Genomic DNA, 15,312 nt, shown 5'->3' with positions numbered 1-15,312 from the left:
GCCTTTCCTTATCTTTGTACGAACTTTGACTGACCATCATACTAGCTAATTCTATTGGAACGGATTCCCAATCATCATGACCATCCCAATTCAAGACTAAATGGGGACGTACTTTTTGTCTAAAATTACGATGAAGCGCGATGCCAACGATTTGAATTAACTTTGTATTCTCCGGTAATCCGCGCTTGGCGCGTGATTCTGGGGATGTCCACTCGGAGAATTTCTTTTGCAGGTTCCCGAATGCGTTCTTTACTGAGTCCAGCGCTACGTTCAAGTTCATATATTTGAGGAATTGCCTGTCCGTGATTAAGCTTATCGACAACGATAGCGAGTAATCGTCTTAATTGGTACTCATCTACCGACTCTTGATAACGATTTAGGAAACAATTACATAAAGGTAGTTTTCTAAGTTTATCAGGGATCAAATTCGTCGCATTAACCTGTTTTGCAAACCATGGACGAGACTTCCTAGGCAAAAATAAAGCTAAGTATGTTTTCTTTTCTATAAATATGAGCTTTTTAACTAATTCTCGATCTCTCATCTCCCAATCAACGCGACGATCTATACGCCTTTTTTTCACATGATCCAATGAATGCTGGATGTGCCAATCACGATCAAACCGATATAACCATGAATAAACTCTCGCTCCCTCTCTAGTCGACCGAATATCTTTGAGTGAGTTAAAAGTCTTGAGAAATTTTAACCAAATCGAACGATACTCCGTTTTTCGTGCTTCATATTCAGACGTGAAATAGCGATTTTTCGAACTTGGCGTATCTGGCAACTTATCAACTTTTAAACATTCGTCCTCTATCGACATAGACTGTCCCAATAATGCAATCATGACAGCTAAATGATGTAGATACGAAAAAGCTCTACGGTGCTTGCGGAACATTGCAAGTAACCAGTTATTCTCAATTTCTAGATTCAATCCATTTTTAATCAACCAGTTGTCACCCCAAGTACTTCGAACCATAAACTGAATCAATGACTGGTCTATATGGCCTCCTAACATTAAATTTAGTGAACGAGCTAGATTTTGATAATAGAGACTCCACTGGTTAACCGAATGACAGGAAGCTCTAAAGCATAGCAAACGATAAATTTGTTTGGAGAGAACCGTTTGGTTGGTATCTGACTCGACCATTGCCGCGCCAACCGAAAGAAATTTTGATTTTTCGTAGTGTGGCACCACAAAAGCATGGCGTTGTGATGAATGAATACTGATGTCGCTCTCAACTAAGAGGCACGAATGAATTGAACAGCAGGACATACCAGGCAATTGAAAATGACGTCGCCAATAGGTTTCGCCGAGGGTGTCTAAATCATATTTAAGGCAAACAGGACAATATCGAAAACGCTGCGGCCAGATAAGCTTAGATGCGTTGATCCCAATACTTGTCAGGCTTTGGTTCTTATTACCAACAATCAGCTCTTGCTTTTGTGCATCGCACCTAGCTACATCCATAAAGGGCTTAAAAACACCAAGCAAAGAATGATCATCAATAACTTGCTCAGGAGATATATTCCAGATATGACCAACATTTGATAGTAAAAGCTGGATATGCCCCTGAAATATCGAAGATGGAACAAAATTCCTTGAGCCGAACAGTACCTCTAGTGCCTGCTTATCGGCATTTATTCCTTGCCGTAAGATAAAACGAGCCAATACACTTGATAACAGTTCATCTTGATAGGGAACCGGAAATTGCATGATCATAAAAAACCTTTATATGAGGTTTTAATACAACCAAGTGTAGTACTTAAAAACTACTCGCCCATTCCAAGTTAAACACTATTTACTCTGATAGCGCCACTTCGTCACCACCGCACCAATCTGCTCTATCGTCATCGCCTGTTGCTGCCAACCTTTATCGAAATTAACATCATTTGAGCGAGGCAACTGGTCATCAGATAAGCTGCGAATCATCACTCTAGTTGGTAACGTTGCTGCTTGTCCGACAAATATGGCCTCCTGACGCCTTAAACCGGAGAGCATTTTTGTTAAGCCAGACATCGAATCCGGTAACACACTACGAACATGTTCACGGTCGGCATCATTGGTTATTCGAAGTACAATCCATGAGTTGCATTGCGATAACACCGTTGCCTCAACTTCACTCGGTCTCTGAGAAACGAGTAACAGACCAACGCCATACTTACGGCCTTCCTTCGCAATTCGACGAATTGCAGACTGCGCTGCCTCATACTGAGCTTCACCACGATTCGGTACGTATCGGTGTGCCTCTTCACACACCAAAAGTACAGGGCTATTTTGCCGTTCAGCTTCGGTTTGCCAGACTTTAAGCTGAAACACGATTCTCGCGATTGCGGCGCTAGCTACCCCTGCCACTTCATTGGGTACACCAGACAAGTCAACAATCTGCACTGTGGTTTGCTGCGTTAAGAACTGATTGACGATTGTAGGTAACGGATCTTTGTCACCATCCCAACTTTCCATCATGAATTTGAGTCGACCATCTTTTAGCAATGAATCTATCTTTCGAATAACTCGACTAAAATCCTCATGCTGCTTTTTATCTTTGTTTTCTGGTCGCTGCGCGTTGATGGCACCGATTAATCCTTCTTCGTATCGTGCTCCATCTTTGAATCCGAAATGATCTAAGCCTTCTGCACTTCCAATAATGTAAGGGATCGGCGAGTCAACCGTTAACTGATTATTATCAAGCCCAAGCTGTCCAGCTGCTGCCTCACGAACCGCTATTAGGGCATTTTTAATTATGTTTGATTGTGATGTTGCTGCAAACTCGGTCTTGCCGATAAACAAGCTCAACGACTCTTCTAAATCGAGTAACCAATACGGTAGTTTTAGTGAACCTTCATCGGTTGATAAACGTTGGTGTGCAGGGAACGCTTTGCCGTATTCATTATGTGGGTCAAGGATAATAATTTGTGGGTGCCAGTGTTCATGATTGGCTATCTGGCCACGTTCGAGAATACTGTGAATAACTGCCGCTACAGTGCCTGATTTACCGGCACTGGTGGAGCCAAGGATGGCAGTGTGCTTACCTAGTAATTCATTCAACTCAGCGTAACAAGGTGCACCGCCAGAGCCAACATGCTCACCAAGTTCAATAACCGCACCTTTGGCGTCACCGTAAATAAACCTAAGTTCTGATTTGGGTGTCAGATAAATAGTTTGTTGTGGTAGTGGATAAGTAGCAATACCGCGTTCAAACTCAAGGGCAAACTCATTTTCATCTTTCCTGCGCCACTCCCCTTCACCGAACAAATCAGCTTCAATTATTCGCTCATCTGAGGACGCGACAGGCAAGCCCTTTTCTAGCTGGTAGTCAGCCTTCATACGCAATCGGCTGACTAAACCATAGATAGAGCGGCGGCCAAAGTGGACTTTGATGATTGATCCAAATTGGCCAATTGGATAGTTTTCACCAGCAAATACGCGGGATAAGTCTGAAATAGTAGGGTCGATCTCGGCGATAATACGCGAGCCATCCACCTCAATAATTTTCCCGATAGAGAGATTCTCAATGGGTTTTATGTATTTATTATCCATATCAAATACCTCCTTCAAGGATCTGGGTTAGGTTTTCAAACTTCCACCATTCAATGCTATTGGTTGAGATTGCCTTGTGGTCGGCGTGATAAAAACCTTTATCGGCAAAAATAAGTACTTGTTCGTTGATTGAGCTGTCTTCATACCAAATTTTCAGCGCGCCACTAGGTACAGGGTCGCTCGTAAACGCAATCACGGTTAAATTGCCATTTGAAGCCCTTAAACCACGTTCGATTTCTAGATTGATATGGGCATCGCCAAAGCTATAACCTGCAATCAATAAAACTCGTTGGCTACCATCTCGCGGGTTTAAAACAGCTCTTGCTCTGTGCATTAAATTTGCGTAGGGGTCGAGTTGAGTTTCACGGTATTTAGTCGATGCAGGCCAAATCATAATCTTCGCAGCTTGATCTTGGCTGCGCTTCAAATGCGGAGCAATACGCAGTGGTGTTGATGAAGAAGCATGTTCAGCCCAATTGATGGAACCATGTAGCTTAAACACTCGGGCATCTAGATTGTTCTGTTCAAACGTCGAAGGGTTCCACCATCCTGATACGCCGCCTTCTAAACCATCGGCATATCGCAATTGTGATAGTGCGAGTGAGTCTTCAATTAACGTGTCGTAGTTCATCACCAGATAATCAATGGTGCTCGGAAGGCTGTCTTTGCCTGGCCGCATTGGTCGATGCAGTGCCTGAACAAAACGCTCATGCACAGCAGAGTCTACTTCAACATTAATTACGTCAAAAATAGCGAGTTTTATCTCGTTTATCGTTTGTAATAGCTGCTCGTTACTATATTCAGTACCACCAATAGATACACTACTAGCGGTTACATTGCGATTTGCTCGACGAGCAGTGATGGCAAGCCAATCTACGAGTTCACTTAAGTAGTCTTCTATATGCGAAGCTGGATTTGCGCCAGCAAAAGAGTTTTGTATGGCAGTCAATATCTGCTTTGAATCATCAGAGAGCTTGTCACTTATTAGTGCTCTTTCAGTTAGCTGGTTTGTTAATGGTAGGCCAGCGCAAACACTCGCCCCTGCACCTAACAGAACCGCTTTTGAGTGTGAGAGCAATTCTTCGAGTTTATTGATTGCTTCTCTGAACTTTTTTTGTTCAAAAACTGTGGTATTGAATGCCATACTCCCTCCTTAGAGCTCGCCTTTGAAGGCAGAATCGAGAATTGATGCTTTCAGTTGGTTCAGAGACGTAATTTCTGCTGACACTTTAGCTTCCAAATTGCGGCTTTTATTTACTAACTGTCCCACTTTTTCAACAATATCATTCTGAATAGCTTTGCATGGAACTGGGATTAGGTATTTTTCTAACGCTTTTTTGTTTACCCCTGACTGACCAGCAGCTCTTTGAGAAATGCCTATAACATAGTTCTGTATTGACGGATACTGAAGGAACCAAAATAGATAATCCTTCGTCAGCACATCCTCATTAGGTACGGCTTTCATCAAAGCAACGTTATAAGCGCCATTAAGCCCTCTCAATATCTGAAATACTGGTGGTCCATAGCGTCCAATCATCACATCATCTTTCGTACAGAATTTTTTCGTTGATGCGCTATCGACATAAACAATATGGTTATCAGTCTTATAATCACGAATCTGAATTAGTCGAACATAGCCTTCTTTCTGAACATCAGAAAATTGTGATTTTGGAGGCTGAGAGCCACCGATAAAATCAACCACTTCCGTTAGTGGCACAGAATCACAATCCGACAGTTTAAAAAATTCATCTAATACGCTGTCGAACAGTTGTTTAGATAGATCGAGCTTGCTCTGTAAATACTCGATGGCGGTATCGATGCGGGTGAGCAATGCATCGAGTTTTTCAACGATACGTCTTTGTTCTTCTTTGCTCGGTAATGGAACACTCAGGCCTTTGAGTACCGTATTGTTTACGCCTGCTTGACCAATCCATTTTTTACATATTTGATTGAAGTACCCAGAAGTTTGGAGAGAAACTAACCAATAGACCAAGAATTTGCTATGGACCTTATCATTAGGAACTATCCTTGTAAGGTGGTTGCTAAATGCAAAATCATAGTCTTGGTCAACATATGCCGTTTTTCCGACAAGTTCTTTACTATTAGTATTGTTAAATAGAATCTCACCTTTGAATATTTTTGACTTTTTTTCATCGATTTTTTCATGACTAACTTTGATTATTTGATCAAAATTCAAACAACCTCTTGTGCTTATATTGTGCGTTCTTAAATGCACGTAGCCATCTGAAGTTTCAAAACTTTTGTTACATGCAAACCCAGAGCTCAGAGACTTCGTCACGTCTTTGACTTGAACATTAATCCAGCCTTTAGGTAGTTGATTTAAAACCTGTTCCATGCTTATTTCTCCGCTAACAGGTTTTCAATTTCATCCAACAGCCCAGATACCAGATTTTCCTTGGTACGGATCTGCTTAAGGATATCGCTGGGCGCTAAATGCTCGGCATCTTTCTGCTTGGCTGGATTTTTGGCTGATAGGTCATAATCTTCAGCCAGTTTGCTGGCGGAAACCGTCCACGAATGATCGGTGGTTTCGCGGCTGCTATACAGCTCAACAAACTCTTTTAAGTGTTCGTCGGTAATGGGTTTATTCTTGGTGAGCTTTTGCTCGGGTTCGCATTCGTAGTACCACACATCGCTGGTGCCGCCGCTGCGCTCAAAAAACAGCACGTTGGTTTTAACACCCGAATAGGGCAAAAATACCCCAGCAGGCAGGCTTAAAATGGTGTGCAGGTTAAAATTTTCCAGTAACTCTTGTTTAACCTGCTTAAAAGCGCTGTTAGTTTGGAATAGCACACCTTCCGGGACGACAATTGAAGCTTTACCACCACTCTTCAGGGTTTTCATAAAGTGCTGCATAAACAGCAGTTCAGTGGCGTTTGCTTTAATTGGGAAATTTTGTTGGATCTGGTCTTTCTCTTTACCACCGAATGGTGGGTTAGCCAGAATAATATCGTAACGATCTTTTTCCTGAATATCACGAATATTCTGAGTTAAGGTATTACCACGGAACAGATTAGGTGATTCGATACCATGCAGAATCATGTTCATCATGCCCATAACATAGGCTAGTGACGTTTTTTCAAAGCCCCAATACGCATCGAAACGCTGGAAGTCATATTCTTCGCTTGTGAGCTCTCTAACTCCACGTTTTTTACGATTTTTTGGTAGATTATACTCAAAAGCATCGACTAAGAAACCACAAGAGCCTGCTGCTGCATCGTAGACTTTATCTAGAGGCTGGGGATCTAACGTCTTCACCATGGTACGAACTACTGGTCGCGGCGTATAGAACTCACCGGCGTAACCACCGGCATCGCCCATGTTTTGTAGCATCCCTTCGTAAACCAATGACAGTTCGAACATTTCATCACTAGACTGGAAATTCAGCGTATCGATAATATCAAGTACTTCGCGTAGGGTATGACCAGAAGCTACCTTGTTATCTAAATATTGGAAAATAGCACCAAGCTTGTATTTAAACGATTTTCTATCTACGTTAACCCCAGTGAACTCTTCTCCCTTTAGGTAGGGGAACAGCTCATCGTTAACATATTTTGTTAAGTCATCACCCGTACGGACCTTGTTAATATCCAGTTTGCCCTCAGCATTTTTAGGGCATGCCCAATTTGACCAACGATGCTCTTCATCTAATACCGGTTGGTAGTCTTTACCAGACAGCATTGCTTCATCTTCTTTTTCAGACTCGTAATCATCTAAAAATTTTAAAAACAACACCCAAGAGGTTTGCTCTGTATAGTGCATTGCACCACTAATGCCATCGTCGCGGCGCAGTATGTCGGTAATTCGGTCAATCTTTTGTTGTAATGACATGGCTTATAGTTTTCCGATAATAAAATTGTACATATTGGTGATGTCTTCGCTGATTTCGTCTGGCGGAATCTGGTCGATATAGGCTTGGAGCTTGTTAATGTCGAGCCCGATACCTTCGGTATTGATCAGAGGGTCAATGACATTTTTGGCATTCAATCGACGGATATCGTCGTTATCACCTGGGGTGTTTGGCTGTAAATGATTTCGCAGTGCAATATCAGCGTTATTGATTTCAGCAAGAACATTGTGATGCGATAGCGCTGTATGTGAAAGCAGATAATTTTTGATTTCGCGGCGTTTCCAAGTCAGTAAATAGCAGTTTATTCTCTCTGGACAAGGCAAAACTAAGTCAAATTTGTCAGGGTAATCAACTCCAACTACCTTGACACCACTTTGTGCGTGAATGTTAGCTTCTGGCAGTTCGTCTCGATCGCATACCATGAACACATTTGTTATTTTGCGTGGATGAAGAGCTTTATCTTTTCTGTGCACTTCCGCCTTGCACACTCTGAGATGTTCTTTCATATCTCTCAATTCATGCAGCCAATTGATCTTAGGCGCGCCGAAGCTGTCACCTGCCGCACTGTAACCAGATGACTTTGCTATAGGACTGATTGAGGAAAGAGGTGTCCAATCAAGCCCTTTCTTCTTTGCTAATAACTCAAAAATCTTCCAATCGTTGTAGTAGTCAATCAAGCAGATGTTGTTCAATTTGGAGGCTATTTCTAACTCGACGACTTTACTTTTAGATAAAATTTTCAATCTTTCCAAGAGCTTTTGAGATTTCTGATCATTTTTTATCTGCCCATTTTCAACCAAAAACAATGATTCGAAGTCATTCTCAGCGATTGAGTCGACTAAATGAGTTGTGGTTATGACCTTACCCTTAGTTTTGCTTAGGATGTCCCAAAGGAGCTCAACGTTTTTATGGTGCAGGTGTGAGTCAACTTCATCCAACATGAAAAGAGAAGAAGTGCTATCAAATAGATCAATTAGTGAAGCAACGAATAGAAACTGATACTCACCATCACTGAGCAATGAAAATTCAATATTATCAGTTAGGTAAAGCAAACTTTCAGAAGCTGAAAAGAAATATTCGTTGTATGAGCCTTCGATTAGAAATTTTATAGCATCAACTCTAGAGCCATCAAAAACATCAAAAAAATTCTCATTAGTTACCTCGACTTCGGTTGACTTTAAGCCTTTGCCTTTTTCTAGCAGAGCATCAAGGTCTGGAAGTGTTTCTATCTTCTCAAGAAAGGCGTCAAGTCTCTGATTAAAAGGTCTTTTTCTTATCGATGGGTGTTCATAGTCTTTAGCTTCAGCTATCTGGTCTTGTTGTACATTCTTTATGTAAGTATCAGGAACAGATATTTTCAGTCTCAATTTAACTGAAACTTGATCCTTGAATGCCTTGTGGTTGTTAACAAAATTAAAAACTAAGCCGTTACTCTTGAATGTATAGGCGAGAAACGTAAGGAATCGAACATCTTTCTGAGTAAAGAAAAGGCTAGAAAAATCAATGTCACTTATATCTTTTCTTGATCGTAAAGAGGCTAGTCTTCGTTCGAAAAAGGAAGAAAAGTTTTCATTTTGTCCTGAAGTAGCACAGATCAGCTGAAGCGTTTCACTAGGTTCCTCAATCTGCTTTCTAAAGATCGAATGTAAGATACTGGATTTTCCGCTGCCATTTTCACCAATTAAAGTGGCAACCTTATTGATGTTTAAGGTTTGTGGCTGGTCGTACAGCGGGTTAGGTGCGAGTGTTAATTCCATTTCAGTTCACGTGATAAAGCTGTTGTTGTAATTGTTTAAAAGCCGCCAGCAAATAGGCTGGTTTTCCACCGAATGCTGTTGAGGCGTCTTTGACAGTACCCAACCCTGATAGCTCGATAAGTGCTGGCAAGCGCTCACGCGATAGCTCGGTGCTGCCGGTTTGCTCATACCGGTTAAGCACAAAGTGCAAAAACTGCTTTGCCTTTTCTTGTTGGTACTGATTAAAGAAAGCGCTGTTAGTACGTACTTGATCGGCACGAGCTTTACGGGTTGCCATTGGCTGTTCAAAGGCTAAAAAAGCCAGCAGATCGAAGATATCGCAGTCTTCTGCTTCAAACATGCGTCGTAGTATGGCGAGTTGCTCTTTATCAAAGCCTGCTTGTACGAGTTTACCGATCAAGGTTTCGCGTTCGTCTGGGTCTGACCATATCTGCCGCAATTCCTCAACCGATTTAAACAACCCTGGTAATTGAGTGATCAAACGCTCAACAAATTCTTGCACCGTGAGAGGTTTACCGTTTTCATCGATATAACGGGTTTCAACGTCAATGACTTTCAGTTCACGGTGTTTGCCTAACTTTACTTTCAACCGAGGTTTTGGCTCACCCGGTTCAGGCTCTGGGCCATCTGTTCCCTCGGGTGGTTCTGGTGTGTATGGCGGCGGTTTAGGCTCCCCTGTGCCACCGGGCTCTGGTGCTTCAGGCTCGCCATCCCAATCTTTGTCATAAAACTTATTGGTTGCACCCCGAAAATCGACAATCGTGAAATAGTCTTTGCCATCAAAAACGCGGGTGCCGCGACCGATAATTTGTTTAAATTCCACCATTGAGCCGACGGTTCTATCCAGCACTACGTTACGTACATTACGGGCATCTACCCCCGTGGTTAACATTTGCGATGAGGTAATGATGGTGGGAATGTCTTTGTCGTTATCTTGGAATTTTTCCAGTAGCTCGCGGCCGACTTTACCTTCATCACTGGTTACACGCACACAGTAATGTGGATCTTTCAGCTTTTTGTGTTTATTGATCATGTCACGCATTGTCAGTGCATGATTTTGGTTTTCGCAAAAGACGATGGTTTTTTCTAGTGGATTGATATTATCCAAAATGGCTTTTGCGACCAGTTCGGTACGTTCATCTACGACGATTTTTTTGTCGTAGTCTTCTACCTGATAGACGTCTTGACCAGACTCTCCTTCGATTACTTGGTCATCTTTGGTTAGCACCAGTTCATCTAAGTTGGTACGTACCCGCTTAACACGATATGGCGTTAAGAAGCCATCGTTTATGCCGTCTTTTAATGAGTATTCAAATGCGGGGGTTCCAAAGTAATCATAGGTATCCACATTAGCTTCACGTTTTGGTGTGGCTGTTAAACCTACATGCACCGCACTGCCAAAATGATCGAGTATGGCTCGCCAAGACCCTGTCTCATTAGCACTGCCACGGTGACACTCGTCAATCATTACTAGGTCAAAGAAATCACTTGGATACGCTTTGTAATAGCCTTCAATGTTTTCTCGCTCAGCAATGGCTTGGTAGATAGCAAAAAAGATATGTGCATTGGTTGGCACTACACCGCCACGCTTGCGTACCTCCTCACCGTTTATTTTGATGAGGTCTTTTTCATAGGGATTGAAAGTGTTAATCGCTTGGTCAGCCAAAATATTACGATCGGCTAAAAACAAAATTCTAGGCCTACGTGTACCCGGAGATTCTTTGTTCCAACGAGACTGAAACAGTTTATGGACGATTTGAAAGGCAATAAAGGTTTTACCTGTGCCAGTCGCCAGCGTTAAAAGCACGCGTGGTTTACCTTTACCAATGGCATCTGTGGCGGCGTGTACCGCTAATTCTTGGTAATAACGCGGCTGCATTGCGCCTTCTAAATGAAAGGGCACATTACGAAGCTGCTGGCCTAGGTCCGAGTTAACACCCGCGTAGCGGTTTTCAAGCTCTTGTGGTGTTGGGTAAAACTCGATGTAGTCGCCTTTACCAGTTTCTAAATCGAACTCATAGGTTTGTTTGCCGTTGCTTGAATAGACAAAACGAACGAGTAGCTTCTTGGCATAGTCGATGGCTTGCTGAAGACCTTTGGTTGGATGCTCGGACTCTTTTTTGGCTTCAACAACCGCAAGGTAACGATTGTCTTTGTGCAGCAGATAATCGACGAAACAACGACGACCACGGACACCGCCAGCAAGCTTACGGCCATCGGTAAAGTAGTGCTCCCGAATGATATTGCCCGGTTGCCAATGTGCGGCTTTTAACGCTGGATCGATGTAGTTTGCTCTGGTATCTGCTTCTGACGTCACCAATTCACTCCTTGAATATATAGAGTTCTATTTTTTATAAGTAGTCCGATAACTCAATAATCACACCACTACGGTATAAAGCTTCATAATTCATATCAGGATCGCTATCGCGCAATACTCTCAAATCCTCATCAATGTATACCGGAATGTAACCTGACTCTTTTTTCTGCTTTTTCTTTTTAATCTGGGGTGTTGGATCTTTCAGTTCTTTAACTTTAGCGACTAAGCCAAACAGATCCTCGTTTGGAAACTGCTCCATAACTTGTTTGGCTAAAATAGGAGCCAAATCACTACCAATATTAAACTGCTGAAGCAACGCTACTAATTGGGATTGCTTATCAAAACATAATGATGATTCTTCTTGTTCAAAAGCATCTTCAATGACCTCATCAGATCCTTCAGCAAGAACCAAGACCTCTTTGAGCGGCAAATCAAGATCCGCATATTTCAGAATCTCTTCTTCCCGCCCACCTCGCAAAGCATTAATCATCGGATGAACAATAGATAGCTCTTCGTTATACACTTTCTCGACAAGCTTTCTATCGATCAATTCTTTTCCAACGATAACCGCACGAACCTGACAAAGATAAAACAGAACTACAGCTATATGCGCAATTCCTTGAGTATACTCCCAAAATAAGTCACGTATACCATCGGTTAACGGAACTGGTGATTGAAACCACTGAAGTTTCCATAAACGAGCAAAGAATTTTTCCCACTCATCGTCTTTTTGAGGTTGAGTGGAACGGTTAAAACGACCCCAATTCAAACTACCAAATTGAGCTGCGCGCCTCGCACTGCGCATAGTTGGACTAAAAATTTGGTTTGCTTTTGGTGTGCCGACAAAAAGAACGGGGATTTTGATAACGTTAGTTAACGCCACAAAGAAGTTTAGAATTCGGTCTGATCCGCCGGACTTAAAATGATCAAGATGCTGAATTTCATCAATAACCAAAATGCCAATCGAATGCAATGCAGCAACTCTGGCGATATCACCCAGCAATGATTCTGCCGATGACCGAGGTTTTACATAGGTTTCTTGATAATCAGTATTCAATGCTTCATCAACAGCCCTGAAAAAATTAATACATAAACTCTTAACCGATCCATCATGTGGGCATTCCAACTTTAACCATACGAGTTGTACATGCTGATAATCTGGATGCAATATGGCTTGTTCATAACTATTTAAAATCGCTTCAACCGCCGTCGATTTTCCTGCGCCAGAGCAGCCAATAACCGAGCTAACTAAAGCTTCATTGCCTGCATTCCTTCGAGATTTAACACTCTTGACTCTATCGACAGCATTTAATGATTCGACATAGCTTTTATCTGCAATATTTCTGCTCAGATACCCACTACGTATCATCCCAGATATCATTTGTTCGAGCTGAGAATGAGCTTTTGTTGGATACAAAAACTTATCCAGTATTCTCATCATCGCATGACGTTTAATATGCCCCGGTAAAGCCCTTTCTTCATCGGTGATCTTTGGGTATCTATACAATAACTTAGCGGTTTGTTCCGGAGAGTTAATTGGTGGCAAGGCATTAATTAACGGATGTCCCTCATACTCTTGAATTTCAGCATCAATGTAACATGCAGTACGAATTCTATTCATCATCATCCTCCAAGAATGAATCTAAATCTGGAAAATCAAAAGATTCATCCGAATCTGATGAACGAATTGGAACAACTGGAGAAAGTTCTTGTTTTTTCGATTTATCAGCCAACTCATCTCTATCTTTTTGTCGTTCTAATTCTTTTTCTGCATTGCGGTTCTCCCGAATGCCACGAAGCTTTTCAGTATTAGTCTGAGAAGATGGAGATTGTGCTTTTTTATCTCGCTCTTCTTTAACAATCTTCATGATTTTCTGCTGTAAATCTGGAGCTTCAAAGTCTTCTTGTTGTTGATTGGTTGCTTCCGTTTTCTTGGCCTGTGACAGCAAAAGCTTAGCTTCAGCAAACGTCATATCGCGGTACCTTCGGCTTTTATCCGACAATAAACAGACCCAATAAGAATCGAATCGAGCATCAGGTCTTAAGTAAATTACGTTTGTATTCCTAGGATCATAGGAAATATCAACTGATTCGGGTCTAGTCACTGATTTCGACCGATGAAACCATCCCATCTGCATAGCTTCACTACAGGTATAGGACATACCATTAAACTTGATTCCAGTAACAGAAACCGTTGCTTTACCTTGAGGAAGCATATTGATAAAAGTGAGTTCTTCATCAACAACTCTTAGCTTACCAGTGCGATTTTTCACTCCCCAATTCCAAAGGTCAATTGGCTTAGACGCAAGGTCAGTTGGCATATCAGGAGCAAAATCATATTCAGTAACAACGTGAGTCGTATTGTGATTAATTACATGATGAATAACGATTTTGGTAAATGCTGTTAGCGACAATTCAGCATCTAACTCATATCTATGTCCGATACGCTTTTTGCCATTAAGAGGTTCTACAATACCTTGGGCATAAGGCTTAATATGAGCATGCATTTCCTTAAATGCTCGTTCAACAACACCTTTATCACTCCCCCGATACGCTCGGGTATTGGTTAGTGAAATACCTAAACGGTTAACTAGAACGTCGGCTTGTCTACCTAACATTTCACCTCTATCAGCCGTAATCGTGGCTGGAATACCGACACTTGGCCACATTGATGAATCAATCTCGATCCCGAATTGTTGGCAATACTTCACTTTATCGGAAAAGGCATTCGCTAAGGCAATCGTAGCTGTCGCCCAGGATGGATTTTCTAAACCCACATACAGGCCGACTACCATGCGACTGAATACGTCTTTAACGTAATAAATAACGGGGCGTCCAATGATGCGATTTCTATCTAATCCAGACACTAAATACAGATCAACAATTGTTGCATCAATTTCATATCTAGCACCGGGACCAAAATTCAAATAAGCAGAAGTACTCGTTAACGGGCTTGTATCCTTATTGAATTGGATTTGTGGGGTTCGAGCTTTGAGAACATTGGTAGTCTGATAGTTGGTTTTGTAGAAATATTTAAATTGAGAGAGTGTGGGTATGCTCGTTTTATCCGCTTTAGGATAACGAGATTTGTAGAAACCTACAGCTCTGTCTTTAGCATCCTTGAGATTCACTTTTTCATTTTTCAAGTAAAAGCCATCGATTGCCAAACGAAATAAGTCTGCCACTTCGTCGGTAATAATAATTCCTTCACCATCAGCATTTTTACGCTTTCGGCCAAGCTTGTTCTTAACATTGCGCCTTGGAGTGCCAGCGCCCCCACACTTCTCGTAATCAGGAGCTAAAGCATCAGGAGCCATTCCGCGTTTCCAATAACGCCTGAGCTGACGAAGAATATAGATTCTTGGTTTATCAGTCTTCTCTACTTGTTCTCGAATTAACTGATTTCGAGTCGCCTTATCAAAAAGTAAAGTGTAGTTATCAAGGAGATGTGAAATGGCACGATAAGCTTCATCTCTTCTTTCTGCCGAAATACTCCCTATTTCAACCGACGGTAAAACAAATGGCTCACTAATTAGTGAAAATTGCTCGGGATTCAATAAGTCATCAAGATTCAACTGAATCGGCCATGCGCTTTCATCATCAATATCGATCAACATACAAAAGTTCAGATGTTCCCATACAACCCGATAGCGATGCTCAGTTAAATTTTCTAAATACACTTGATTAAGATACATTGCCTCTCCTTAACGCTAAGGAGTGCTCGGTAATAACCAACTCACTTGTTGTCCAGTGGTAAAATGATTGCGCCAATGGCGCTAAGACTATCTTTCTCGCAATTGCTAATCTGAATGCTTCTATACCCGTGAT

9 protein-coding genes are annotated in these 15,312 nt (G+C 41.8%); all 9 read right to left on the bottom strand.

What is annotated here, in order from left to right; translation table 11 throughout:
* Positions 1–125: 125 nt before the first annotated feature.
* Positions 126–1,715, bottom strand: a complete 1,590-nt coding sequence (locus N5E84_RS10775; RefSeq protein WP_214609404.1) for a TnsD family Tn7-like transposition protein — start codon at positions 1,713–1,715, stop codon at positions 126–128.
* Between the two features lie 81 nt (positions 1,716–1,796).
* Positions 1,797–3,539, bottom strand: a complete 1,743-nt coding sequence (locus N5E84_RS10770) for an ATP-binding protein (RefSeq protein ID WP_095661233.1) — start codon at positions 3,537–3,539, stop codon at positions 1,797–1,799.
* A gap of 1 nt (position 3,540) precedes the next feature.
* Positions 3,541–4,683, bottom strand: a complete 1,143-nt coding sequence (locus N5E84_RS10765; RefSeq protein WP_012592957.1) for an SIR2 family protein — start codon at positions 4,681–4,683, stop codon at positions 3,541–3,543.
* Between the two features lie 9 nt (positions 4,684–4,692).
* Positions 4,693–5,895, bottom strand: coding sequence for a restriction endonuclease subunit S (locus tag N5E84_RS10760; protein WP_019281926.1), 1,203 nt, complete (start codon positions 5,893–5,895; stop codon positions 4,693–4,695).
* Positions 5,896–5,897: 2 nt separating this feature from the next.
* Positions 5,898–7,391, bottom strand: coding sequence for an N-6 DNA methylase (locus N5E84_RS10755; protein WP_019281925.1), 1,494 nt, complete (start codon positions 7,389–7,391; stop codon positions 5,898–5,900).
* Positions 7,392–7,394: 3 nt separating this feature from the next.
* On the bottom strand, positions 7,395–9,167 hold the full coding sequence (locus N5E84_RS10750) for an AAA family ATPase (protein WP_019281924.1): 1,773 nt from the start codon (positions 9,165–9,167) through the stop codon (positions 7,395–7,397).
* A 1-nt stretch (position 9,168) separates the two neighbouring features.
* Positions 9,169–11,484 (bottom strand): EcoAI/FtnUII family type I restriction enzme subunit R, encoded by a 2,316-nt coding sequence (gene hsdR, locus N5E84_RS10745; protein ID WP_019281923.1) that lies wholly within the window; start codon positions 11,482–11,484, stop codon positions 9,169–9,171.
* Positions 11,485–11,518: 34 nt separating this feature from the next.
* On the bottom strand, positions 11,519–13,105 hold the full coding sequence (locus N5E84_RS10740) for an ATP-binding protein (RefSeq protein ID WP_019281922.1): 1,587 nt from the start codon (positions 13,103–13,105) through the stop codon (positions 11,519–11,521).
* The gene (locus N5E84_RS10735) at positions 13,098–15,179 is read right to left on the bottom strand and encodes a Mu transposase C-terminal domain-containing protein (RefSeq protein ID WP_019281921.1); all 2,082 of its coding nucleotides are present in this window, start codon (positions 15,177–15,179) and stop codon (positions 13,098–13,100) included. The genes N5E84_RS10740 and N5E84_RS10735 overlap by 8 nt, the downstream gene beginning before the upstream one ends.
* Positions 15,180–15,312: the final 133 nt, after the last annotated feature.

It is taken from the genome of Vibrio sp. J502 (assembly GCF_025397955.1).
GTDB lineage: Bacteria > Pseudomonadota > Gammaproteobacteria > Enterobacterales > Vibrionaceae > Vibrio > Vibrio anguillarum.
The sequence above is the reverse complement of the archived record's forward strand: the minus strand, read 5'-3'. Positions and strand labels throughout refer to the sequence as shown.

What these genes read in the sequence shown, in the direction of transcription:
- N5E84_RS10775 (WP_214609404.1), bottom strand. Translation starts at nt 1,715, where the DNA reads ATGCAATTTCCGGTTCCCTATCAAGATGAACTGTTATCAAGTGTATTG.
- N5E84_RS10755 (WP_019281925.1), bottom strand. Translation starts at nt 7,391, where the DNA reads ATGTCATTACAACAAAAGATTGACCGAATTACCGACATACTGCGCCGC.
- N5E84_RS10735 (WP_019281921.1), bottom strand. Translation starts at nt 15,179, where the DNA reads ATGTATCTTAATCAAGTGTATTTAGAAAATTTAACTGAGCATCGCTAT.
- N5E84_RS10770 (WP_095661233.1), bottom strand. Translation starts at nt 3,539, where the DNA reads ATGGATAATAAATACATAAAACCCATTGAGAATCTCTCTATCGGGAAA.
- N5E84_RS10760 (WP_019281926.1), bottom strand. Translation starts at nt 5,895, where the DNA reads ATGGAACAGGTTTTAAATCAACTACCTAAAGGCTGGATTAATGTTCAA.
- N5E84_RS10750 (WP_019281924.1), bottom strand. Translation starts at nt 9,167, where the DNA reads ATGGAATTAACACTCGCACCTAACCCGCTGTACGACCAGCCACAAACC.
- N5E84_RS10765 (WP_012592957.1), bottom strand. Translation starts at nt 4,683, where the DNA reads ATGGCATTCAATACCACAGTTTTTGAACAAAAAAAGTTCAGAGAAGCA.
- N5E84_RS10740 (WP_019281922.1), bottom strand. Translation starts at nt 13,105, where the DNA reads ATGAATAGAATTCGTACTGCATGTTACATTGATGCTGAAATTCAAGAG.